We start from the raw sequence: 26,445 nt of genomic DNA on the forward strand, positions 1-26,445 counted from the left end.
ATATACTTTAATTTTTATTTTGCTGAAGTGCATTCTTTTCCTCGTCATTGCGTTGAGCTTCTAATTGCACTTGCGGATTGGGTTCAATCGACATCGGTTTACGAAGCTTCTCTTGCAAATATTCGAAGATAATGTAAAATACAGGCGTTACAAAGAGCAAGGCAATCGTCCCTACAACCATACCGCCAATGACACCTGTCGCCAACGAACCATTACCATTAGCCCCTGCCCCGCTGGAGAACATCAAAGGAAGCATACCGAATACCATACAGAGTACGGTCATCAGAATAGGACGCAAGCGGGCTTGGGCTGCTGTATAAGCGGATGTCACAATCCCCATTCCGCGACGTCGACGCTCGACAGCATATTCCGTAATCAAGATGGCTGTCTTGGCCAACAAACCGATCAACATAATCATACCTGTTTGCAGGTAGATGTTGTTCTCCAATCCGAAGAAACGGGCAAAGAGGAACGACCCCATCAAGCCGAACGGGACAGAGAAGATGACTGCCAGCGGAATCAGGAAACTCTCATATAAGCAAACCATAATCAAGAATACCAATACGATACAGATGGCATAGACAAACACCGTTTGTGCCCCGCCGCTCGAAGCCTCCTCACGCGCCATGCCACCATATTCATAACCATAACCGGATGGCAATACCTGTGCGGCTACCTCTTGGATGGCTTGTTGGGCTTGCCCAGATGAGTAACCTTCTGCCGGATTCACGTTGACCGTAATGGAACTATACAAGTTGAAACGGGTGGCGATTTCTGCACCCATCGTCTCTTTCAAGGTCACGAATTGGCTGATAGGCGCCATCTCCTCGCCGTTGCGTACAAACATATTGTCCAGGGCATGTTGGTCTAAACGATATTCGGGTGAAGCTTGTAACATCACGCGGTACACTTTACCGAACTGGTTATAATTCGACACGTACGAACCTCCGCAATACGACCCTAATGCACTCAATACATCGGTAGGCGAAACACCGGCCCGCTTGCATTTGGCAGCATCGACCTCAACCGCTATCTGCGGGAAGTTCATCGCATACGTGGTGTAAGCCATTGCTACTTCCGGCCGCTGGTTCAGCGCACCGACAAACTGCATCACACTTTGATAAAAGGTTGACATATCACCTCCCGTTTTATCCTGCATATTCAACTCAATACTATTACCCATACCATACCCCGGAATCATCGCAGGTTGGAAACAGAAGATACTTGCCTCCTTGATTTGGGCGAACCGGGCATTAAGACGTGCCATGACAGCATCAGCGTTGTGTTCATCCCCTTTACGGTCTTTCCAATCCTTCAATTTAATAATAATGGTACCATAAGACGTACCTTGCCCGGACAACAAGCCATAACCCGCTACGCTACTAAAATGGTCTACTTCCGGCGTATCTTCAATAATCTGGTTCACTTGCTTCACCACCTTCTGCGTTTCTACCAAGGTGTTACCCGGCGAAGTACCGACATTCACCATAATCGTACCCATATCCTCTTGCGGTACAAGTCCTGTTTTCGTAGTCCGCATGAGTACCACCAAAAGGATAATAGCGATAGCCAAAGAGGCCCAAACCAACCAACGGTGATGGAAAACGAACATCAAGCCTTTCTTATATTTACCTAATATCGCATTAAAAGAGGCATTGTAGGCGGCACGTACGCGTCCGTTGAAGCTTTTCTCGCTCTTTGTCCCGTCGGATGGCCTCATCATAATCGCGCATAACGCCGGACACAACGTCATCGCCGAGATAAGCGAGATACCTACCGCCGTCGCCATCGTAATACCGAACTGCGTGTAAAATACGCCCGACGTCCCGCCCATAAAGCAGACCGGAATAAACACCGCCATAAAGACAATCGAACAAGTGATAACCGCCATCGACACATCCGCCATGCCATCTTTAGCGGCCTGATAGGGGGATTGATAACCTATATCGTATTTGGCCTGCACGGCCTCCACCACGATAATCGCATCGTCCACCACGATACCGATAGCCAACACGAGGGCAAACAACGTCAAGATATTCAAACTAAATCCTGCGGCTACCAAACAAGAGAACGTACCTACCAACGACACGATAATGGATATAGAAGGTATCACCGTACTCTTCAAGTCGTGCAGGAAGAAATACACCACGAGAATCACCAAGATAACCGCAATCACCAAGGTCTCTACCACATTGTGGATAGAGGCGAACAGGAAGTCGTTCGTGCTCATCATCTGTACAAACTCCAATCCCTCGGGCAGGTTTTCGCTCATTTCTTCCAGCTTGGCGGTAATGGCGGCATTCACCGCTGTCGCGTTACTCCCCGCCACTTGGAAGACCATGAATGTCACACCGGGCTTCTGGTCTACTTCGCCATGGAAACCGTACGACTCTCGGCCTAATTCCACCTCAGCAATATCCTTCAGGCGAAGCACGGACCCATCTTCATTCGCACGTACAACCATGTTACTGAACTCCGTCATGTCCTTCAGGCGTCCGTGATATTTCATCGTATATTGAAACACGTTGGGCGAACTTTCACCCAGCGAACCGGTCGGCGCTTCGAGGTTCTGTTCGGCCAATACCGCCGTAATATCCGACGGTTGCAAGCCATACTGCGCCATCCGTTCCGGGTTAAGCCAGATACGCATACTATACGTATCGCCTAATTCCTGCACATCGCCTACCCCCTGAATACGTTTGATTTCAGGAATTACATTAATGTCCAGATAATTGGCAATGAAGTTCTCGTCGTACCGCCCGTCCGGGCTGGTCAAGGAGTTGATTTGCAAGAAGCTGGTCTGCCGCTTCATGGTCGTGACGCCGATTTGGGTCACCTCAGAGGGCAATAATCCTTCCGCCATGCTGACGCGGTTCTGCACATTGACAGCCGCCATATCCGGATCGGTGCCTTGATTAAAATAGACGGTAATGGTGGCAGAACCCGTATTCGTCGCCGTAGAGCTGATATACATCATGTTCTCCACGCCGTTGATGCTCTCTTCCAGCGGCATGATGACACTGTTCATGACGGCATCCGCATCCGCACCCGTATAGGTAGCAGATACTTGCACCGTAGGCGGCGCAATGTCCGGATATTGCTCCACCGGCAAACTGAGGAGCGAAATGATGCCGACTATCAAAATCAGAATGGAGATGGCAAAAGCCGCCATCGGTCTTTTAATAAATATATTAGCCTTCATATCATTCATTATTTAGGGTGATACATCTTATCGTGCGAGACTTGGCCGATAGGTCGTAAGAGGAATCGTATTCAACATTGAATACAAAATTATTCCACGTTGAATATTTATTTATTCCACATTGAATACGCGCGTATCTCACGTTGAATAGGAAGCATCCCACGAGGTAGCGGACAAGCGTCACTTTACCGGTTGGCCCTCCCGCACCAGACCAGCACCTTTGGCTACAATCTCGTCTCCCACGGCCAATCCGCCGGTCACGACATAAGTACGGCCATCATCTATATCGGCCACCGTAATCAACGTAGACACCGCCTTGCCATCTACCACCTTATATACTAACACCTTGTCTTGCTGCTTCACGGTCGCTTCTTGCGGGATGACGATGCAATCCTCATACGTGCTGGGTAGAATAACATGCCCGGAAGCCCCGCTGTGCAAAAGACGAGTAGGGTTGGGAAAGACGGCGCGGATGCTTACCGTCCCCGTCTGTCGGTCGATGACGCCACTGATGCTCTCAATCCGCCCCTTCTCTTCATAGAGCGACTGGTCATTCAGTTGCAACTGGATGTCGGGCATCTGCATGAGCGCGCTGTCCAACGTCCCGTATTGGCGCACCAGGGATAGGAGCTGATTCTCGGTCATCGAAAAGTACACATACATCGAGGAATTATCCGAAATCGTAGTCAGAGGTTGCGGGATGCTGGCACTCACCAACGCCCCGACGCGATAAGGGAGCGTACCCACCACGCCCGCACTTGGACTCTTTACGACCGTATAAGAAAGATTATTACGCGCATTCACCTCTTGCGCTTCGGCCTGAGCCAGCCCGGCTTGCGCGGTGAGGTAGCTGTTCTCGGAGGTACGCAGCGTATAATCCGACACCACGTTTTGCGCACGCAGTTCCTTGTTGCTTTCGTAGGTCAGTTTGGCGGTTGCCAGGCTTGCCTTTGCCGACTTCACATTGGCTTCGGCCGTATTCAACGCAGCCTGGTAAGGGACTTGGTCTATAATGAACAAAGTTTGTCCTTTCTGTACTTTTTCACCTTCTGCTACACAAAGTTCCTGAATGGTTCCAGAGACTTGCGGATAAATATCGATATCCTGCCGTCCACGAATCGTAGCCGAATAGGCCGTAGTCAATGCCTTATCGGATGTAATCACTTTCATGGTCTCATAATTCCCCATAGAGACTTGTGATTCAGTAGACTTACCACACGACATCAACCACATCATGCAACTGACAAACCCCATCAGTTGCCACCATTTTTTACAATTGTCTGTTGTTATCATATCTATATATCTATTTATTAAACCGGGGCAAAGGTAGCGGGAATCCACCGAGGAGAAACGGCCTTTTCGTAAAAGGTATTTGTCAATATCGGAAGTAACCCTTATCTTTGCCATCACTAAATGCAAACAAATATGAACCTATTCCAATTATCCGACCAAGAGTCTTTCGCGGCAGGCATCGACGTGCCCATATCCGCCCCATCCTTCGCCTTGCAGAAGCTGGAGAACTTTACCATCCTCTTCATCTGCCAAGGGAACGCCCGGTTGGAAGTAGATTTCCAGAGATACGACCTGCAGCCTCGCCAGGTGATGAAGCTGTTGCCCAACCAATTCTTCCAATGCCTGGAGGTAAGCGTGGACTTTCGGGTCTCTTACATCACCTTTACGCCCGCCATCATGCATGAAATCACCGTACGGTTCGACCCTTCGTTTTTTGCTTTCCTCAAACAATATCCGCTCTCTCCGCCCTTAACCGCCGACAAGGCCGAAAACCATCGACACCTGCTGCAAGCCGTCTACGATATCTATATGGAAAGAACACACACTTTCCGCCTGCCTATATTCAAGAACTTCTTGCAGAACTTCCTGATGGAAATATACGACAAAACCAAAGCGCTGTTTCTCCATCGTAATGCCGCCAACACAAGCCGGCAGGAGGAACTATTAGAAAAATTCATTTCCTTCGTCTTCCAACATAGTGGTACGCAGCGCGAAGTCCAATTCTATGCCGACCAGCTCTGCATTACCACACGCTATCTTTCATCGGTCATACAACACCTCACCGGACATACTCCGAAAGAACTCATCGACATCCGTTGTATCCAAGAGATAAAAATGCAACTCCGCACCACAAACAAGACCATGCAAGAGATCGCTTTTGAGCTGGACTTCCCCGACCAATCGTTCTTTGCCCGTTATTTTAAGAAACACACCGGGTTGACCCCCGTAGCCTATCGTGCGCAAAAAACGGAGGTCTGAGATTTCCGTAATCGAGGTTACTTCAACGGTAATTTATCTACAATAGATGTATTGAAAAGGAGATACTTTTGCACCATGAAAAAATAAATCATCCTAACATACTTTGATTATGCAACTGATAAAAGACAAAGAATTTGGAGGAGAACGGCCGCTGTTTGCTTCACACGACCTTCACTTAGACCATGTCGTCATACGGGCTGGAGAATCGGCCATCAAAGAGTGTACTAATATCGTGGCTACGGATTGTCGCTTCGAGGGGAATTATCCCTTCTGGCATGTGCATGGATTCGTGATAGACCGCTGCTATTTCGACGTAGGAGGACGGTCGGCCCTTTGGTATTCAGACCATTTAACGATGCGAAATACGGTAATAGACGCCCCGAAGATGTTTCGCGAGATGCAAGAGATAGACATCGATAATGTACAAATAAACGATGCGGACGAAATATTCTGGCGATGTGACGGCATACGGATAAAAAACCTGCGGCTGCGGGGCGGTACGTATCCCTTTATGTTTAGCCAAAATATCCAGGTAGACGGGCTGGAGAGCGACAGCAAGTATGTTTTCCAATATGTGAAGAATGTGGAAATACATCACGCGAAAATTACGACGAAGGACGCTTTTTGGGAAGTAGAGAATGTCACTATCTACGACTCGGAACTGAACGGCGAGTACCTGGGATGGCACTCGAAAAACCTGCGGCTGGTGAATTGCCATATCTCTGGCGAACAACCCTTGTGCTATGCGAAAGATTTGGTACTGGAGAATTGCACCTTCGACCCGGCCTGCGACCGTGCCTTCGAGTATTCGACCCTCACGGCCGACATCCGCGGAAGCATTACGAACATCAAAAACCCTATCTCCGGGCGCATCACGGCAGACCATATCGGCTCCGTCACGCTGGACGAAAATCTAAAGGCGCCGGGCAATTGCGTAATAGAAATCCGGCAAAAATAGGATTCCCAAACCGGGAAAGCTCCGCGCAAGCTGCAGCAAGGAATCCCAATTTGGGAAAGCTCCGCGCAGGCTGCAGCAAGAAATCCCAATTTGGGAAAGCTCCGCGCAGACTGCAGCAAGAAATCCCAACTTGGGAAAGCTCCGCGCAGGCTGCAGCGAGGAATCCCAACTTGGGAAAGCTTCGCGCAGACTGCAGCAAGGAATCCCAACTTGGGAAAGCTTCGCGCAGACTGCAGCGAGGAATCCCAAAACCCAAATAATGTTAAATACCTTACCTTAAAAACATTCGTAATGCACCTTGCGAGGATCCCATTTATCCTTCGGCGAAGAAACGTGAAAAGGATGCCCCACGACAATCAGATTGAGCGGCAGGATATGCGAAGGCAAATGCAACAAACGACGCAACTGCGCCATACGGCTCTCCAACGGATAAATGCCCGTCCAAACAGCCCCCAGCCCGATGGCATGAGCCGCCAGGAGGAGATTCTCTGACGCAGCCGAACAGTCCTGTACCCAATAGAGCGTGTTGTCTTCTTTATCCAACCGATTTATCCGCTCATACAAAGCGATATCGCCACAAACGACCACCCCGATACTTCCCCCTTGAAGCATCTTGGCATAAGGCAAGCAACGCCTCAACTCCTCTTTCAAATCCTCCTCCCGGACAACGATGAAATGCCACGGCTGAAGATTCATGGAACTGGGAGCCGCCATGGCAGCCCGCAGTAACAACTCGATGTCGTCGTTCCCAACCGTTTCTTCCGTGAAACGGCGGACGGAGGTACGGGAGAGAATGAAAGAAATGCCGTCAGCCGACGTAAACGATGTATCAACAGAATGTATCATAAATTCCAATGCGTATGAATGATTTCACCTAATTTATGCAAGATGCGTTCCTCCGGGAAACTAAGATGATGACAAGGCATCGTATAAAACGGAGCCTGTGGATAATACGTTTGCCAAGCCTCAAGGTTCGCCAGGAAAGCATGAAGATAAATCTCCTTCTCTTCCGGCGTACGGAATTCCCCTTCTTCAGGAATAATCAAAGGAGCCGGTTCGCCTGCCATAACGTGCACAATCGGTCCGTCGTAAATCAATGGCGGGAAGTCTTTAAACAAATCCATAAAAACGGCAATACGCCGCTGGACGGATTCTTCCTTTACATCTGCATACAATTTAGCATATAAACGCCGGTCGTAAATAGCCTCCATATTAAGCAACGGAATTGGATTCCATTCGGGATGTTTCTTCCGCATATACTGAGAGAAAAGAATGGCTATCTCCGCGCCGCTACAATACCCCGTCAGCATAACTATTTCCCGACCTTTTAATGCAACAGTAAACAAATCCTCGTAAACCTGTAACAGATTTTCGAGCGATACCGTTTTACCCCCAGTGAAATATTGATAAAATGATTCGATAATGAAAACTGAGAAATCCTTTTCCAGAAAAGTAGCGATACGCTCATTGTAAGGATAATATTCTACAAAACCACACATGAACACAACGACAGGCTTGTCTGAGCAGTGCCCTTCAGTCCAAAAGTAAAGATTACGATCTATTCGATTGAGCAATGTCCGGATGTTTCGATATTCCTTTACATCGAATGTCGTAAAAAACAGATTCAGTTCGGTAGCCACCCGATTGACAAACAGAACCAACTGTTCGTCTGTCATCCCTAAAGCAAATAAGTCGCTCTCGATATCCAAATCTTTACCTAAGACATGACGAGCGATAGAAACCAACTTTTCCTCTATCAACTTATCACTGTTATCCATATGCGCATCCACAAAAGCAGCCAACTTGCCAATGGTATTATGTTTATAAATATCCGTAGCCTTAACCGCTATGCCAAATGTTTCATGGAGTTTGACGGCAAGTTGAATGATGCCGATAGAATCGCCCCCCAGTGCTTGAAAAGGAGTATTCTTATCTATGAAATGGATATTCAACAATTGCCCCCATAACCTGGAAATCTGCTTTTCCGTCAACGAGACAGGAGCCTCATAGCCTTTCGTAGTAGACATCAATTCCGGAGCAGGCAATAATTTACGCTCCACCTTGCCACTTGCATTATAAGGGAAAGACTTCAATGGAATTATCTGCATCGGAATCATATAATTAGGCAAGTGAGTTTGCAAATAATCCATTAGTTTGGTCACCGAAAATATACCAGGATCTTCAACCAAAACGTAAGCAATCAATTCTTTCCGATTATCGAACTCATATAACAAGGCAACAGCATCTTTTATTTCTGAACCAAAATCCATTAACCTCGTTTCTATCTCTCCTAATTCGATGCGATACCCATTCAACTTCACTTGATGATCGGTACGCCCCATGAAGATCAAATGGCCATCTCCACGACGCATTACTAAATCCCCACTTTTATAAAGCCTCATGTTTAATCCCTTTGCTTTATCTTCATCTGACACAAAAGGATTTAACACAAACTTTTCCGCATTCAAATCAGGACGATTGATATAGCCATTGGTTAACTTCACTCCCCCAATATACAATTCCCCTACCATATAATTAGGTACTAAATGCATCTGCTTATCTACTACATAACAAGTTACACCAGGCATCGTTTCTCCTATATCATTTACGTGCGTTCCAGGATGAAGTAATCCATAAGTAGCATCTACGCAATTTTCTGCGGGTCCATAGGCATTAATGAATCTTCGCCCTTCGCTCCAATAGTCAATAGCCTCTTGCGAAGTCGAATCGCCACCTATAATAATGGTAGAAAGAAAGGGTAAAGAAACATGAGGAAGCACCGTAAGTAAGGCTGGCGGAATGCTAAAGAAGGTAATCCGTTGTTCTTCTAATAAAGGAAACAACAGCGACCAATCCTTTCGCATGGCTTCTTGCGGTAAAACCAAAGTCGCACCTACCAAAAATGCAGGAAATATTTCTGGTATGGAAGCATCAAAACAAATGTTTGCAAATTGTAAAACCCGCGATTGATTTGTCAGTTTCAACATTTCCAGATTTGTCTGAGCCGTTTGATTCAAAGCTAGATGACTTACTGGAATCCCTTTCGGTCTGCCTGTTGTACCAGAAGTATAAATAACATAAGCAATATCAGAAGGATACAGAACAGGCAAATCACCTTTTCTCCCCGATCCCATTAAATCTTCTATTCGGAGTATAGGAACAGAACAACGCGAGACCGGCGTGGACAAGGTTGTCAATAACAGAGCAATCCCGCAATCTTGTAGCATAAACTCAAGCCGTTCCACAGGATAATCAGGGTCAATCGGCACATAAATATTACCCGACTTCAAAATACCCCAGATACCTACAATCATTTCCAGATTCTTAGGAGTCGATAATCCTATACAATGTTGATAATATCCTTTTTCCTTCAATGCAATCGCTACGGCATCACTTAACCGATCCAATTCTGCATAAGTGATTTGCCTATTTACAAACACAACAGCCTCTTTATCCGGATTGTTCCGCACTATTTCTTGGAAACGTTCGACTACGGTTCGTGGAAAAGCAGCTTGATGTAATGCTCGTTCCTCTTTTGCAATCAATTCTTTTTGTTTGGAGACCGAGAGCAAAGATATATCTTTCAATTTAATATCTGGTGACTCCAAAACCTGCTTCAAAATCACCGTAAACACATTTGACAACATGTAAACAATATTCAAAGACGTTTGCGGACGATAACGGAGCTCACAAGTTAAGCTTTCATTATCCTCAATACCTAATATCAAATCGGCTTCCAACGGAACATGAATATGCTTATAAAACTTTGTTTCACAATCTCTAAAATGTAAAGGCAAAGTATAAAATGGAAGTGGATAATTAATAGCCACATTAACTCCCTTCTCTCGTTCCCGTTTTCCTTCATTTAAGCTACGCAAAATATCTGGATAAAAAGCATAAGGATGTCTCTTTTCCTCCTGTCTGTTTTTATTAACATATTCCAATACGTCACCTATCGTCAATTCGTCTTTTCTAAAATCAAACCGAATAGGGAGATCATTTACTAACATACCATATAACGAGGCATATGCTTTAGTACGTAAATTCCAAGTATGATCCAATAACAACTCTTCCACTCGCATTGTCCGAGATAAAGTTAATGCCCAAACAGAAGCAAAAAGTCTAAAGGGAGTGGTTTTTTCCTCTTCGCAAAAAACTTGCACTTTTCTAAACATTTCACTTCCTAAAGAAAAAGTGTATACATAATCCTGAGGACCTTTTTCATCCTTTCCATCATGTGGAACAGGGACTGCCAAAGGAATATTTGACATATATTTCTTCCAATATTCTACATCTTCCTTCTGACATTGGCCATACCTCTCCTCAAACTGATGATTAAATCTATTCAACATCTCGGTTTGATCAAATAGCTCATATTTTTCATCCAAAAGCTGATTATAAATCATCGATAAACGATTGAAAAATAAGGTTAAAGTATGACCATCCATAATAATATGATGAAACACGAAGTAGAGATATAACTGGTTTTCCGCATGGATAATATAACAACGGCAAGGAATTTCTTTTTGTAAATCAAATGCTCGTCCAGCTAAATCAAGAATCAGTGCATCCACTTCGTTTTTCTTACTTACCGTAAACTCTTCAGGTTTCAGGCAATTATTGGCATTGGGAACAAAATAAGGATTACCCTGTTTCTCCTGTATTGTGGAACAAAAAGGCAAATACTCTAAAGAAATCAAACGGCATGCTTCACGAAATATAGGGATAGATATATTTCCTTTTACCGTAAAAGCACAATTTGTATCATTATATTCTGCTGTAGGATACTTCAACAAATTTCCGATCCAGTACATTTGTTGGATGGGATTTAGAGGTATTTTTTGCTGACTTAGCATACTATTTTCCTTTCTTCTCAATTGGGTTTTAAAATAAATAAGATAGCGTAAACATAAAATTCCGACCTTGTTGGGGTTGGGGTACCAGCGTACTTCCTCCTTGATAATAGTCTGTATCGAATAAATTATAGATGCTCACCGAGGCCGTAGCTCGTTTATAATGGTAATCTAAACCGGCATTCACGATGGCCCGCGCGCCCAGTTGGTATTCCGGGTCATAGACTATTTGGTCGCCTAAATAGATCTGATTGGAAACCAAGGGCGCATATTGTTTCGTCTGGAACGATAGGTTTCCTCTTACTTTCAGCTCATGTTCTTTCCGTTTCAGGACCTGATAAGCGCACAAACAGTTCATCAAAAAATCAGGAACAGCGTTGATATGCGAGCCTGTTACCGTATAGTTTGTACTATTAATCAAGTGCTGATAGGAAAAGTTCATCATTGCATACCACTTGGCTTTCTCGTAGGAAACGGTACCTTCCAGGCCACATACTTTCAACGAACCGGCGTTGGATAACAAATCGCCTGCGTCATTAGGCACGCCATAACAGACAATATCTTCCAGCGCATTGTAATAGAAATTCACTTCATACTTCAGTCCTTTTTCTTTAAAAGACTGGTCAAAGCTGAACTGGACAGCGTTCATCTGTTCGGCATCCAACTTATTTCCTCCCGAATAAGTGGCAATTGTGGTCGCGCGGTAGAAGAAGGGCGCATCCACAAACGAGTGTGAATAGCCTAACTTCAGGTGGGAATTGGAGTTAATATAGTAGATGAATGACAAACGAGGTGAGAATTCATTCAACTTTTTACCGTTGTATCGATGTTTATAATCGTACCGAAGGCCGCCATTGAATATCAGTTTTTTGCCAAGAGACGCCTTTAATTGGGTGAATACAGAGGCATTCAGTTCGTTGCCTAACAGGAGCGAGCGGTTGGCATCCGAGTAGGTGATGATAATCCGGTCGTAGTGGTCGCCTATTATCAAGGTATTGTCCTTCATGGTATAGTTCTCTATTTGCGTGCCAAAAAGCAGGTTTCCTTTCCATTTCTCCGTCTGGAAATGATAGATAGCCTGCGCTGAGCCGCCATAAACATAGTCGTTCCATGCCTGGACCTGGTATACTCCGTTTTCGCCCATGCCCACTTTTATCGTACTATCCAGTACTTCTCCGGGACCAACAGGCAGGTAACGGTCTCCTGCCAAGAGCGTGTCGGCGGCTACATCATAGTAGGAACAGCTTTCGATATCGATGAAGGCACTGACTTTTCCTGACCATTTTTCGCCAGACTTCTCGTAGTTTACCTCTCCATGGGTAGCCTGTCGCGCATGTCCGGGTTTGGATCCATTAATTATCCGATAGCGGTCATAATCATAAAGGCTCGGGTAGCGCACCGTCACATACGACGGTATTTTCTTGGCATATTGCGTGTTAAACAGCACGTTTATGTCCTTCCATCGCGCGGTAAAGCCGATGTCGTAGGCGGGTTTGTGGTTGTATCCTCCGATGTACATGCTTCCGGGGCGTAATACTTTCCCGTAGAATCCTTCATCGTCTGCGTTCAGATACCGTTCCTCGCCGCGGGAAATATAGACCGAAGCCCAGCCCATAAAGTCAAAATCAAAGCTGCCTTTTCCCAAAAGGAAGTCGGCCCGGTAGGTCTGATTGTTCCCTCCTGCCAGCGAAACCTGCGCACCATCTACCTGAAACCCCTTCTTTGTGATGATATTCACAACCGCAGTCAGCGCCACATTCCCGTATAATGACGAAGCCGGACCGCGCAAAACTTCTATCTGCTGCACCTTCTTTAGGCTGGTTCTGAAGTCTGGCGCTTCCGAATTAGTGGCGCGGCTGTTCAGCCGATGCCCGTCTAGTAGGATCAATATCTTCTCTTGCGAGGAAGAATAGACGCCATGCAGGGCTACATTCAGCTCACTTCCTGATATCAGGCTCATGCCGGGGACGTACAATGTCAGTAGTTCTGCCAATGTTTTGGCGCCGGAATCCTGTATCATCTGTTCGGTGATGACCGTCACAGGCACCGGTGCTTCGTCTATGCTCTCGGCCTGTTGGGAGGCGGTGGTGATGGTCGCGTTCCCGCCTTTCTTGAATCTTTCTACGATATCAGCGAAGCGGAGCGGGTCGTGAATCGTCACATTATAATAAGGGTCCTCCTTCAACAGGAGCGAAATATAGCGCTCGGCTTCCGGCATGTTGTCCTTATTCAGGTAGCATAAGGCCAGTAATCGGTACGCGCTCTCCTTGAGTGTGCCGCGGAAATTGCCTATCTGTTCCTCCAATAAGCTTATCGAAGCGTCGAAATGTCCGATGCCATATTCCGCTTCGGCCTGCAGGTATCGCTGCCGAAGGTCGCTATTTTCTTGCCCGATAGCGGCACAGGGGAGCAAGAGGAGGAGTAGGTATACGAACCAGGTTCTCATGCTTTCATCGGGATTATGAGGGTAAATATCGTAAAGGAGCCGGCTTCCGAGTCGAATTCGATGCGCCCATGGTGTTTCTCTTCGATGATGTTTCGCGTGATATACATGCCCAATCCCGTGCCTTGTCCGGTGGGTTTGGTGGTGAAGAAGGTCTCGAACAGGCGCTTTTTCACCTCTTCGGTCATGCCGGTACCATTGTCTTTGATGGAGATGCAGAGCTCTTTATCCTGCCGGTACACGCGGATTTCGACCGTCGGACGATAGTCTACGCCCACCTGCTTCGCCCGTTCCCATACCGCATAGCAGGCATTGTTCATGACATTCAGTACGGCGCGGCTCAGGTCTTGCGGCACGACGGGCTGAGGCGGCAGTCCTTCTTCGTAGTGTTCCTGAATGGAAATGTTGAAATTCTGGAGGCTGGCCCGCATCGCATGGTAGGAGAGCCAGACATATTCATGCACCAGCTGGCAGATGTCCGTCGGTATGAACTCGTCCTCTTTCCCGCGTGAATAGAGCAGGATATGCTGGATAATGCTGATGGCCCGGTCGCCATGTTCGCGTATCTTCTGCAGGTTTTCCTGCAGGTTGCCTTGTATATCTTGGATATCTTCCCAGTCTTCTTCGCCAATCTCCGCCTCGTACGGAGCCAAATCTTCGTTCAATTCGCGCAGCAAATCGCCCGAAAGTTTACTGAAGTTAATGACAAAATTTAACGGATTCCGTATCTCGTGCACAATCCCTGCGGTGAGTAATCCGAGCGTTGCCATCTTCTCTTGTTCCTTTACCTGTCCTTGCAAACGGACTATCTGCTCCTTTAGTTCTTCTATCGTATCCATATGCGTTGTATTTTTCAGTTGTTATTTAATTCATTATTAATCAGCATATTTAATATACCCACCCATGTGTCTTAAAAAAAGCTATTGTCTTTAACAAAAAAGACGCCTGTCTTTTTCAAAAAAGACGACTGTGTTTTTCCAAAAAGACAACTGTCTTTTTTCAAAAAGACGACTGTGTTTTTTTGGATTCACAGGTGTCTTTTTTTAGGGAGATAACGGGCTTGTTTTTGACCCCTCGGCGCGATTACGCTTTTTCTGACTTATTGGGATAATTATAGTAAATTGTGTATATTTATCTTTCTCGGAGGCTACCGTGATATCCCCGCCGTGGTTCAGGATAATTTCCCGGCTGAGGTACATCCCGACACCGACGGCCTCGGAGGTCGTCTTGGTGGTGAAGAAGGGGTCGAACACCTTCCCGATGATGGATTCCTCGATGCCAATCCCGTTGTCGTAGACGGTGATGATTACGTTTTCCTGCGTTTCGTCGGGCGAAACCGTCAGTCGTATGAGCGGCTGATAGTCCTCTCGCTGGCATTTCTTCTGCAGGGCGTAGATGCTATTGGCCAGTATGCTCATGATGGTCTTACTGAATTGCTCGGCGTCTACCTCGGCAATCTGGACCAAATCCGGGTCGGGCGCTTCCGTCCGGATGCCGCATTCCGCAATCTCTTGCGCGTAATAGGTGTGAAGCATTTCCATGTTTTTCCGGCAAATCGCCGCGATGTCCATCACCGAAACCTGCCCTTTCCATTCCTTCAGCATCTCCTCCATGGCCTTGAGGATGCGGGTCGTGTTCAAGCCGTGCGCCTCTATTTTTTGCAGATTCGTGCGGAGCATTTCCAAGATATCGGTTGAGTCGTCGTAGATATCCGGCGTCATGCGTTCCTCGTCCTCTTTCAGATTTTCGGCCAAGTCCTTGATTAATCCCAGACTTAAGTGCGAGAAATTGTTCACATAGTTCATAGGATTGAGGATGCGGTCGACGAGTCCCTTCGTCAAAGTACCCACTGTCGCCATCTTTTCCTGCCGGATTAGTTCGTATTGCGCCTTGCTCAGGTCGTCTAAAGCCACCTCCAATTGCTTCGATTTCTCCTCGATTTTGTCTTTCTGCTGGCGGAGTTCGGAGGTACGCTGCGCCACAATCTGCTCCAAACGCACCTTTTCCTGGAGCAAACGACGCATGCGTAACCGGATAATGAGCATGATAAATATCGCCAAAAGCAGCACATATCCCACGACGCAATACCACTTCAGGAAGAAAGGATAGTGCACGTAGAGCGCCAAAGAGACAGGCGCCGTCTCACGGCCATACCGGTCTCGCGCCATCACCTCGAAGGTATAGCTGCCCGGACGAGGATTGGCATAATGCGCCGAAGTCGTGGTGCTCCAGTCCGACCACGCCGCACCGCTGTGGAAACGATACCGGTATTCCACGTCGCCCAGCGCGGACAACGCATCCGAAGAAAAGCTGATACGGATATCGCGACTGTGGCTTTGGAAGTCGTACCGGCTGCTGGGTAAATCCGTTTCCAGCCGGTCTTCCCCACTAAATCCGCCCCAAAGGATGGAATCTTGGTCCAGTATAATGCGGCGAATATAGGTGTGATTCGTCCGCTGGTAGTCCGGTTCCTGCTGGTTCCACCGGCTGTGTAGCAAACCAAAACTACCCCCCAGCCAGATATTCTCGCCCTCGATGTCCATCGCCAATACCGGTAAATGATGCACCGGATAGAGGAGTTCGTTCCAGCGAGAAAGCCCTTCGCTCGAAGCAGCCGGGTCGTAAACGCGCAACGCCTTGCCTTCGTTGTTGGTAAACCAGAGGCGTTCCCCCTCCGGATAGACGAACTGAGGATAGGAAGCCTCCGCCAGCCACCCGGACATTTCCGGCTTTTCTACCAGCGATTGGGAGGTGGCATCCCACTCAAACAGGCCGACGTGGCTCTGCACATACAGGTGTCCGCCCTGCTGATACAGCGTATTATTATAGCGTGCCTCGGCGCCGGACGCGTTCTTAGGCACTACAAAAATGTATTCTTTCTTGTCCTCGCTCAGCCGAAACACCTGCCCGTAGATGTTCCGAACCAGGAGTGTTCCTTCCGAATCCTGGTAGAAATGGGTGGCTTTCTCCACCTTATTACATAATGTACGCGCGCGCGTACCTATATAATATATACCGTCTACCTCGCCGGCATAGCAGCTCCCGTCCGGATTAATAAAGCAGGAAAGGGTATGCGCCGAACTGAGTTGTTCCACCTTCCCCGCATGGATGCGGAATAAACCTCCGGCCGTAGCAGCATACACCTGCCCGTCCTTGTCTGGCTGCAGTTGCCAACAGGCGTAATGAATATCCCCTACCGGCTGAAATTTAGCCCCTACTTTTTCATAAATCCCCTGCAAGGTGCCCACTAATAAGCGTCCATCTACGTGGCAAACAGACTGCACTTCGCCCAGCAACCCCTCGGTCTCGGCAAAGCGAGTATAGGAGGAATGGACATCCACCAGGAACAAACCTTGGTCCGTTGCGCCCCACACGTATCCCAAACTATCCGCATAAATTTGGTTTACATTATTGTTACATAATCCATTCTGTTCGGACAAAACATACAGTTCCCGGCCTTCCCGGTCTAAAGCCACCAGGCCTTTCCCGGCCGTTGCCAGCAGGGTGATGCCGTCGGGCAGGGCTAATTTTTGGTTTACAGGCAGACCTTGGTAATAAAGAGGCGCGGGCTGCCGGCTGGTTCGCACGATGAAATCCTGCATGGAATCGTCCTCGAGCGTGATGTCCCCGATGGAAGTTTCCACACAAATCCGTCCCTCTTCTTCGTAGATATCGGTCACTTCGCCCAAAAAACCCTTGTTGCGCTCCGAAAAAATCAGTTGCAATTCCAAAGAACCACGCCGGTCCGACGAGAGAAACCCGAACAGGTTGTAACCACCTACCCATATTCTTCCGTTCCGGTCCTTGTAGAGTTGGGTAATCCGGAAGATGCCGGGCGCATGGAGAATATGCCAGTCCGCCTGGTCATAATAGAGCAGACCTTCGAAATTAGCCACGTAGATGCGGCCCTTTTCATCGCCTACTACATCGAAGTTCCGATTGTGCGCTTGGTAGGTAGCAGGCAGGTAGTTGGTGAAAAACGGCAATCCGCCTTCCCCTTTCAGCGTCCCTATGCCCAGCAAGCATACGATCAATATGCCTAAAAACCGTCTCATTTCTTTATTGATTTAATTGTCTCATGAGCCGACGAGGCAGGTTATTACCTATATAATAGTTCCACTCGTCGTCTGTAAAGTCCCGTTTCAATCCCTTTTGGATGCGCTTCGCCATCCGGTCCGGCGAAATCATGATATGCGATATGGCTCCACTTTCGTCGCCAATCCAAAGGGTTTCGTCGGGGCCGAGCGCCAGACAATAGACCCAAGAGGGCAATGTCCGAACCGGGACAGGCTCCTGTTTGGTCGCATTCACATCCCACATGTTTACCGTACAATCGTAACTTCCCGAAAGAAGATGATGCCCATGAAAGAGCAACTGGGTGATTTTCGAGCGATGTCCCGTCAGTTTCCGCATCGAATTTCCGGCCAAATCGACCAGATAGATATTCCCATTTTCCGTACCTGTTGCCAACTTTTGCAGCTCCGGAGACCAGGCACACGCGGTGACCGTCTCGCTGTTCCAACGCTCTAACGGCGTTAATGCTCCGTCCAGACCGACACGATGCAACGTGCTTCCCTCCCCATAAGCAAACCATTGTCCCTCTTTTTCGGACAATGCAGTTAGCTTTTGAGGCAAAGGAATCGTCCTGACGATTTGCTTTTGGGCTTTATCAAAGAAATAAAGATGGTGCTCGGATGCTAAAAGCAAACGCTCCGCATCGAAAGGACACACTCGCATCCATCCGCTTGTCTCGGGCAAAAGGAGGGTTTCCACCGGGGTATTGGGGGAAAATAGGCACATCTTTCCCTCATAACTCAGGGCATAAATCGTTTGGTTGGTATCGACATATACATCCCGGAAGCTGCAGGTCGAGTCGCTAAAGAGGAGCTGATCGCGTATCTCTCCCGGCAGGCCGTGCCAACGTTTGACCTCTCCATACCGACTTACAGAGACATAATCTCCCGCCGAATCCGGGCAAGAGACGATACGCGACACGCCTCCTCGGTGGACATTCTGCGTCTGAAAGCTCCGGCTGTTCAGGATAAGCGCATTGAAAATCACCGGTAAATAGACATTTCCCCGGTACTCTGTCGTGAAAGACCACGAAGCATATGCCAACAAAGCCGACGCATCCCGGTTGCCCGCCTGATACTGTACCGCCGAAAGGGAAGCCAGCACGCGCCCCAAAGCCACGTTACTTAACGTATCCGCCACGGTACGCGCATACTCCGCCCTGCGCTGCTGTTGAATAGCCCGTTCGCGTTGTTCTTCCGCCATATTGCGGGCCTCTACCATGTTTCGGGCGAACTCCTGCGCGTTACGCTGCTCTTCTTCGGCACGAAGACGCATGCTATCGGCCACACTCATCTGGAACACGGCCTCTTCGCGTTGCTTCTCGGCAATATCCTTCTGCTGGTAAGCAATGTCTTCCATCTGCTGGCTGATGCGTTCGACCACGTATGATTTTCCTTCATTCTCCTGATAACTTTCCAACTCAACCCGCCTTGCTTCCGATTCGCGAGACAATGTATCGTTTTCATACCAGGCAAAACCCAACGCCAAGAGCAGCACGCCGCACACGCTTCCCCATATATAATCTTTCGTTTCTATCTTCACACGATGAACCTCCTGTTTCGTTCTTTCCGGTCTAACTTATCGTCTTCTTACACATGCCTTCCCCTGATATGCTCCAAGGACCCTCCCCATAGGATATATCGACACGCACACTTACGCCTGCTTACCGTCTATTGCCCGGAGAATCTCGGAAGCCAGCAGATAACAATGCCCGCCTGTCCGCGCCGAAATCAGGTCATCATCCACCACGACATCGGCGTCCACGTAGTCCACGCCATAGTTCTTTGCATCGCCCAAGAGGTTGTTATGCACGGTCATCCGCCGCCCCTTTACCAACTCAGACACGGGTGAAAGCAACCAAAGACCGTGACAAATCACACCCTTGACGATATCCTTCCGCGCGAAAACCCGCTGCAAGAAAAGACAAGCAGGCGGAAGTTTCGATACGTCTTCCGTATAGCGGAGGCGATCAGCTACCATACCTGCCGGAACAATCACGGCAGCATAGTCGTCTAACGCCTCATCGCTCAGCGATTCAAAACTTTCATTACAATAGAAAGGAGCCCGGTATTCATGCCCACTAAAGGTGATGCTCTCGTTTCCCCACAAGCGGGAAAGGAAATGTACCTCATACCCAGCCTCCTTGAAACGGAACTGATAGTAAAATATCTCGTTCTCGTAAAAATCACTCTCAATGAGTATTCCTATTTTATTTTTCATCCGCATTGATTCTTTTTTTAATGGTCAAAACATTCTCATCCTGGATACGTTCATACGAAACCTCATCCATCATCTGAAGTGTCAAAAAGATACCCAATCCGCCTATCGGACGGTCTTCCAACGGAAGAGAGACATCGGGCATCTCCTTCTCCAACGGATTGAACGCCACGCCACCATCCCGGAAGCGAATCGTAAGGCCGATGTCTGTCCGTTCTATTTCCACTACCAAATACCCCTCGACATCCGACGGATACGCATAGCTTACGACATTAACGACCCACTCTTCACATACCAAATGGACGGCATAAAGCGCTTTACCACACGATGCCACCTCCTCCGTTTGGAGGATGGCATCGATGATTTCCTCCGTTCGACCTGCAATAGGTTGAAAACGTAACCGTCTCATAACAATCTACTTGCTAACGAACGAAATATAGTTCTGCAATCCTGTCATCTCAAACACGCTACGGATATCAGCTCCGCAATTCACAAATTCGATGACCGGATTCCCGCCCAGCTTCTGCTTCGCGAAAATAATGGTACGAATACCGCTACTTGCGATATAAGCCAGCTTTGTCGCATCGAAAACTACCTTTTCGATACCCTTTCCTTTATACTGATTGAGTTCTTCCATCAATGCCGGAGCATTGTTGGTGGTGAGTTGTTCACCCAGGACGATGCTCAACATATTACCGTCCTGTTGTACTGTAAATTGATTATCCATAACTTATACTATTTATTTATCATTCAATTATTCCTTTATTACTTCGGTCGTTTTCCAACCAATATCATGATAGAGCGTGGACCAACCAGAATCTCATGCTGATTATCGAGCAAGCATTCCTCACCCGGTTCGCAAATATCGTCCGGAGCAGCCATTTCCGTATTGGCAAATACATGCCATGCCAACTCTTCAGGCAGCTGAGGAAGTTCGAATCCATGCATGTCCCAATGCATATTCATGGCTACATAAATAAAATCATCAGGCACCCCGTCTGTCTCCGCATACCGCCCGTTCAGCATAAAGGCTGCGGTCAGATTGTTATATCCGGTATCAGGACGCCATGCTTTTACACCGTGCCATGAGAAATCGGGATATCCCAGATTACGGTAATCACAATGCCCGAAATGATATTCGAAACGCAATGCTTTATGAGCCTGACGGAAGCGGATAATCTTACGGAAGTAATTATAAATGTCCTCATTCTTCTGCAGATTCGTCCAGTCGAGCCATCCGATTTCATTATCCTGACAATAAGCATTGTTATTTCCATATTGGGTATTCCCCATTTCGTCACCCGATAATATCATCGGAATACCCTGGCTTACCATCAACAAGGATATTGCATTCTTTATCTGTTTATGACGCAGGTAATTGATTCCCGCATCTTCACATTCGCCTTCCCAGCCGCAATTCCAGCTATTGTTATTGTCTTCTCCATCCCGGTTGTCCTCGCCATTCGCTTCATTATGCTTGCCATTATATGACACAAGGTCCATCAATGTAAATCCGTCATGGGCTGTAATAAAGTTCACACTTGCCTTAATGCCTCGGTTTTGAGAGGCATACAAGTCGGCTGAACCTGCGATACGTTCTTTCACATCGCCCAATACATGCTCATCACCTTTCAGGAACCTACGGATGCTATCCCGGTATTTCCCGTTCCATTCCGCCCAGCGCCCCCATGAAGGAAATGCACCTACCTGATACAAGCCTCCGGCGTCCCATGCCTCAGCTATCAATTTTGTTTTACCCAAAATAGGGTCATGAGCCAATGACTCCAGCAAAGGCGGATTAGGCATCGGACATCCATTCTGGTCACGTCCCAAGATAGCCGCCAAATCGAAACGGAATCCATCCACGTGATAATCGGTTACCCAATAACGCAAGCTTTCTACAATCATATCCCGCACATTGGGGTTATTGCAATTCAACGTATTTCCGCAACCACTGAAATTGAAATAATATCCATCCGGTGTCAGCATATAATAAGTCTTATTATCAATACCCCGATAAGAGATATAAGGACCTTTTTCATTCCCCTCTGCCGTATGATTAAATACAACATCCAGTATAACTTCAATCCCATTCGCATGAAGCTGTTTAATGAGGTTCTTCAACTCGTCGACCTGCATGCCAAAACGCCCCGTCGAAGCATAAGCCGCTTTGGGAGCAAAAAAACCAACATTACTATATCCCCACACATTATATAACATGCGCCCGTCAACCGGTGAAGGTTTACTATTCTCAAACTCATCGAATTCATGGATAGGCATCAGTTCCACACAATTCACACCCAGTTCCTTCAAATAAGGGATCTTCTCGGCAATACCTGCAAAGGTTCCTGGATGTTTTACATTCGCATTAGCACCACACGTGAAATTACGAACGTGCATTTCATAGATGACCAATTCATTGACAGGCGTTTCCAATGGTAAATCATCTTCCCAATCGAAATCATCACATACGACACGAGCCCGGTATTGATACACATTATCCCAATCCGGTTGAACGCCCCAGGCATCTCGACCAGCGATCAACTTGGCGTATGGATCCATCAATATCTTGGTCTTATCGAAACGATGTCCCTCTTTAGGATTCCAAGGTCCATCCATGCGATATCCATATTCAATATTTTCGAAATCAAGATCAAATACCATCATGGAAAATACATTTCCCATCTTAAATTCCTTTTGAAAAGGAATCTCCACAAACGGTTCCGGCTCATGATTATGAAAAAGCACTAACGTACAAGCCGTAGCATAGCGCGAATAAACTGAAAAGTTCACCGCATTACCCATGACGGTCGCTCCAAAAGGATACGGCCGTCCAGTACGTAACTTGAGCCCTTTATACTCATGTGTCGGAAATAAATCAACTCGTTGCATACTTCTTTATATTTGATTCTGACACGCTTCTACCGTATCAAAGTATTTGAAGAAATGTTCGAATCCCGTAATACTCATCACTTCGCGCACTTCTTTCGACACACCTACCAAATACAAGTTCAATCCACTAGATGCCGCTACTTTATAGGTATATAGCATAACACGGAGACCTGCACTTGAAACATAGGTGCATTCAGATAAGTCCAAGATCACATTCTTATTCTGATCTAAGATAGAGAGAATAGCTTGTTGTTCTTCTTTGCTCGATGAAGCATCCAAGACGGAACCTACTTTATGAACTTCTGCATTCATCTTCATTTAGTTTTTAGGAATAATTACCACTTTCACTTTTGGACGATAATCTACCGCCGGTAACTGGATGGTCAACTTATCTGCATCGAAATTCTTCCATTCTTTATCATCTATCCAGACATTCGCCAATTTCACGCTTCCTATTGGCAAAATATCCGGTTGAACACGCAAAACGTTATCCTTAAATCCATTTACTTGCGGCTTAAAGTAAAGAGTAAGCGGCTTCTTCGTATTCATCAAGTTCGTATAAGTAGCGGCCAGATATGCTAACTCTACTGAATGGTAAGCACTCATTGAGTGGCTTCCCTTCTTACGTTCCGTACCCAGCAAGTAAGGCAAGCCATTAGCCAATACATTGAAATAAACAGCTCCGTCTTCATGATCAAGGAAATAAGTATTATAGAACGCAGCCGACTCGCGGGCATACTTCAAATACTCTTCTTTACCATAAATACCATACAGGATTTCATACGCCAAAATCGCTTGTTCCTGTTGCCACCAAGCTTTACGATCGTGCCATGCGAAACGATAATATTCCTGATTTCCATGCAAACGACGTTCCATTACATCATACCATCCACCCCGTTGCACATCCATTCCTACTTTCGGCATGACCTCTGCAATGTGCTGGGCAAATTCCTCATACGATTTCTTCGGGCAGATGCTATTGATACGCATCAAGTTCCATGCAATCTTCAAGTTATGCCCTACTACGGCACGGTCTTGTTGCCATCCCCATGTCAGGTCATGACTCCAATCGTCCATAAAACGCTCATTCACAAACGGACTATTCTCATAATCTGGGAAATGTGTCGTAATGGTATCGGCCGTATATTCCAAGAAATCCTTGTATTTCTTTTCTTCCGTAGCCAAATACAAGTTAATCAAATAAGCCGGAGCATGGTCTCCTACCGAATTCCAATTCTTACGCATCCGATTCGGGCCGAGGCTTGGACTATCCGGGCTAAGCAAAACCGGGTCAATATGCGAATAATAACCTTCACCTTTCTTGTCTTTGAAGAAACGTTCGAAGAGGTCTATGGTCAATTCCGCATCCCGCAAAATAGAAGGATCACCATTCACGCGATAGGTTTGAATCGGACCGGCCAACGCGTAAATCTGTTCGTACATCGGGATGGCATCGTAATCATCTCCAAACTCAGAAGTAAAGATTTTCTTTTCCTTATCTCCATCGATATCAATGCCATGATACCAATACACCACATTCTCGTCTACATCATAAAAACGCATATGTTTCTTCAAGTATTCCACACCTTTTTCGGCTGTTTCCAAGAAGATATCTTCGCCCGTCAACATGAAAGCAGAAGCCATACCATAAATCATACGCGAAATCGTATCTGTTTCTTGGCGGAAAGAGTTCACTTCCCGTTTTCCGCTCAAGCTAACCGACGTACGATATTTCTCGTAATCAATATCGCCATCCCCAAATTGCGCACGCACAAAGAAATTACAAATGCTCCGAGCTTGGTTAATCCACCAATTGGATTCCTCGAAACGGAACTTACCTAATTCCCTTTCCGGGAAATCAATCTGCTTAGCTTCAAACGCATATTCCCCATTTTGTTGCGGATAAAAAATACCAAACACAAAAGCCATACGCCCATCTTGTGCCAACAAAGAATACATATTTCCCGTTGCATCCTGATAGGGTTCATCCAAATTACGAAGTAAACGGGCAAAGGTCGTATCGGTCAGAGCTACCGAAAACGCGCGTCCATCCGTCGTAGTCAATGTAAAACATCTTTCTTTTTCATCGAAATTACTTACATATCCCGCCATTAAATCTGTAAATTCAAACTGCATTTTCCCTGCGGGTTTGAATACCTTAAAATTGTCGTTCATAATCGAATTATTTATCATTATTATTCATGTCTAAATTCCCTTATATGCTTTGCCCAAAATACCGTGGTAACCCCAAAAGATCTTCGTTATAATCCAAACGGATTCTCGTTATAATTCAAATCGAATATAACTATATTTCCGAAGAGGTATTCCGAAGGCCAAAACATATATCCATAAATCTTTTTATTTAAGCCGCTTAAATACCAACATGGTGATATCATCACTTTGCGGCTCATTACCTACAAAATCCCTCAAATCCTCCAAGATTGCTTCCGAAATCTCTTCACTTCCCGCCCCCGGGACGCTCTTCAGAGTTTTCTCCAAGCCGCTTTCCGCAAACATCTGCCGCTCTTCATTGAATGCTTCCGTAACCCCATCAGTATAGAGGATAAGCGCATCTCCCGGCTCCAACGTAAGCGAGGAATTCGTATATACAAAGTCGTCGAACACACCCACAATGAAATTCTTCGAAAGAGGTAACGCTTCCAACGTATTGTTATGCCGCAAAAGGTAAGGAGGATTATGCCCTGCGTTCGTATAATCTACTTCTCCCGTCTTGCAATTATAAATGCCATAAAAGACTGTTACGAACATAGAATCAAGACTTTCGTTACACAACAGCTTATTAACATAATTGATGCATTCGTGCGATGGAATCCCTCGGATGCCAGTTGCGCGAATCAACGTCCGGCTTACCGCCATAAACAAAGAAGCAGGTACTCCTTTGCCCGAAACATCTGCAATGACAAAACCAATCCGCTCGGCATCTATCTGGAAGAAATCATAGAAATCTCCACCCACATCCTTAGCAGGTGTCATCGAAGCATAAATATCTACTACGTCCGCTAACTCCGGGAAAGGAGGAAAACGACGCGGAAGAATCGCTTGTTGAATCTCGCCTGCTACCGCCAAATCGCTTTTAAGCGACTCCAATTGGTTATGTTCGTTTTGCGATTCGCGGACGAAATTAATCTGCTCGACGGCCTTCTCAATCGTACGCGAAAGATCTTCCATATCAATAGGTTTCGTAGCAAAATCAAACGCACCGTTATTCATCGCCGTACGTATATTATCCATGTCTCCGTAGGCAGACACCATGATACATTTCAAAGCTGGATTCCGCATCTCGTTCACGCGTGTCAGCAATGTCAATCCGTCCATTTCCGGCATATTGATATCACTCAATATGATATCAAAATCTTTTCTTTCGAGGACTAATTGAAGTGCTTCTAATCCATTATGGGCAAAAGTGAATTCATATTCTCCTTTGCGAATTTTCCGACGAAAATATTGAGTGAACAGGATTTCCAAGTCCAACTCATCGTCAACACTTAAAATTTTTACAGCCATTGTCGTGTAT

At 46.6% G+C, this 26,445-nt stretch carries 17 protein-coding genes; 2 read left to right on the forward strand and 15 right to left on the reverse strand.

Going from position 1 to position 26,445, the window contains the following annotated elements:
- Positions 1-7: 7 nt before the first annotated feature.
- Complete coding sequence (locus B5F77_RS01325; protein WP_087326742.1) at positions 8-3,202, reverse strand: efflux RND transporter permease subunit; 3,195 nt, start codon at positions 3,200-3,202, stop codon at positions 8-10.
- Positions 3,203-3,382: 180 nt separating this feature from the next.
- The gene (locus B5F77_RS01330; RefSeq protein ID WP_087326509.1) at positions 3,383-4,495 is read right to left on the reverse strand and encodes an efflux RND transporter periplasmic adaptor subunit; all 1,113 of its coding nucleotides are present in this window, start codon (positions 4,493-4,495) and stop codon (positions 3,383-3,385) included.
- A 132-nt stretch (positions 4,496-4,627) separates the two neighbouring features.
- Between B5F77_RS01330 and B5F77_RS01335 the strand changes: the two genes are divergently transcribed.
- Together B5F77_RS01335 and B5F77_RS01340 are read left to right on the forward strand one after the other, a co-directional pair.
- Positions 4,628-5,473: a helix-turn-helix domain-containing protein gene (locus B5F77_RS01335; protein WP_162607934.1), complete on the forward strand. Its 846-nt coding sequence runs from the start codon at positions 4,628-4,630 to the stop codon at positions 5,471-5,473.
- A 109-nt stretch (positions 5,474-5,582) separates the two neighbouring features.
- A complete protein-coding gene (locus B5F77_RS01340; protein ID WP_087326515.1) occupies positions 5,583-6,431 on the forward strand; it encodes a DUF3737 family protein in 849 nt (282 codons plus the stop codon).
- A 276-nt stretch (positions 6,432-6,707) separates the two neighbouring features.
- On the opposite strand, the gene B5F77_RS01345 is transcribed toward B5F77_RS01340, so the two are convergent.
- The 13 genes from B5F77_RS01345 to B5F77_RS01405 all read right to left on the reverse strand — a co-directional run bounded on the left by B5F77_RS01345 (position 6,708) and on the right by B5F77_RS01405 (position 26,435).
- Positions 6,708-7,277, reverse strand: a complete 570-nt coding sequence (locus tag B5F77_RS01345) for a nitroreductase family protein (RefSeq protein WP_087326518.1) — start codon at positions 7,275-7,277, stop codon at positions 6,708-6,710.
- Positions 7,274-11,287, reverse strand: a complete 4,014-nt coding sequence (locus B5F77_RS01350; protein ID WP_087326521.1) for an amino acid adenylation domain-containing protein — start codon at positions 11,285-11,287, stop codon at positions 7,274-7,276. Before B5F77_RS01350 ends, B5F77_RS01345 begins: the two co-directional genes overlap by 4 nt.
- A gap of 28 nt (positions 11,288-11,315) precedes the next feature.
- On the reverse strand, positions 11,316-13,730 hold the full coding sequence (locus B5F77_RS01355) for a TonB-dependent receptor (protein WP_087326527.1): 2,415 nt from the start codon (positions 13,728-13,730) through the stop codon (positions 11,316-11,318).
- Entirely contained in the window at positions 13,727-14,566 is an 840-nt protein-coding gene (locus tag B5F77_RS01360) for an ATP-binding protein (protein WP_087326530.1), read from the reverse strand. The genes B5F77_RS01355 and B5F77_RS01360 overlap by 4 nt, the downstream gene beginning before the upstream one ends.
- Positions 14,567-14,770: 204 nt before the next feature.
- Positions 14,771-17,782 (reverse strand): sensor histidine kinase, encoded by a 3,012-nt coding sequence (locus tag B5F77_RS01365; RefSeq protein WP_087326533.1) that lies wholly within the window; start codon positions 17,780-17,782, stop codon positions 14,771-14,773.
- A gap of 4 nt (positions 17,783-17,786) precedes the next feature.
- Positions 17,787-19,343, reverse strand: a complete 1,557-nt coding sequence (locus B5F77_RS01370; RefSeq protein WP_087326535.1) for a hypothetical protein — start codon at positions 19,341-19,343, stop codon at positions 17,787-17,789.
- Positions 19,344-19,454: 111 nt separating this feature from the next.
- Positions 19,455-20,021, reverse strand: coding sequence for a DJ-1/PfpI family protein (locus B5F77_RS01375; RefSeq protein ID WP_204244937.1), 567 nt, complete (start codon positions 20,019-20,021; stop codon positions 19,455-19,457).
- Positions 20,011-20,427: an ATP-binding protein gene (locus tag B5F77_RS01380; protein ID WP_087326541.1), complete on the reverse strand. Its 417-nt coding sequence runs from the start codon at positions 20,425-20,427 to the stop codon at positions 20,011-20,013. Before B5F77_RS01380 ends, B5F77_RS01375 begins: the two co-directional genes overlap by 11 nt.
- A gap of 6 nt (positions 20,428-20,433) precedes the next feature.
- Positions 20,434-20,745, reverse strand: coding sequence for an STAS domain-containing protein (locus B5F77_RS01385; RefSeq protein WP_087326546.1), 312 nt, complete (start codon positions 20,743-20,745; stop codon positions 20,434-20,436).
- Between the two features lie 38 nt (positions 20,746-20,783).
- On the reverse strand, positions 20,784-22,910 hold the full coding sequence (gene glgX / locus B5F77_RS01390) for a glycogen debranching protein GlgX (RefSeq protein WP_087326549.1): 2,127 nt from the start codon (positions 22,908-22,910) through the stop codon (positions 20,784-20,786).
- A 6-nt stretch (positions 22,911-22,916) separates the two neighbouring features.
- Positions 22,917-23,222 carry an STAS domain-containing protein gene (locus B5F77_RS01395; RefSeq protein WP_087326745.1) on the reverse strand — a complete coding sequence of 102 codons (306 nt, stop codon included), beginning with the start codon at positions 23,220-23,222 and terminating at the stop codon, positions 22,917-22,919.
- 6 nt (positions 23,223-23,228) lie between these two features.
- Complete coding sequence (locus tag B5F77_RS01400) at positions 23,229-25,085, reverse strand: AGE family epimerase/isomerase (protein WP_087326552.1); 1,857 nt, start codon at positions 25,083-25,085, stop codon at positions 23,229-23,231.
- Positions 25,086-25,268: 183 nt separating this feature from the next.
- The gene (locus B5F77_RS01405; protein WP_087326554.1) at positions 25,269-26,435 is read right to left on the reverse strand and encodes a SpoIIE family protein phosphatase; all 1,167 of its coding nucleotides are present in this window, start codon (positions 26,433-26,435) and stop codon (positions 25,269-25,271) included.
- Positions 26,436-26,445: the final 10 nt, after the last annotated feature.

Source organism: Parabacteroides sp. An277 (genome assembly GCF_002159645.1).
In the GTDB taxonomy this organism is placed as follows: Bacteria; Bacteroidota; Bacteroidia; order Bacteroidales; family Tannerellaceae; genus Parabacteroides.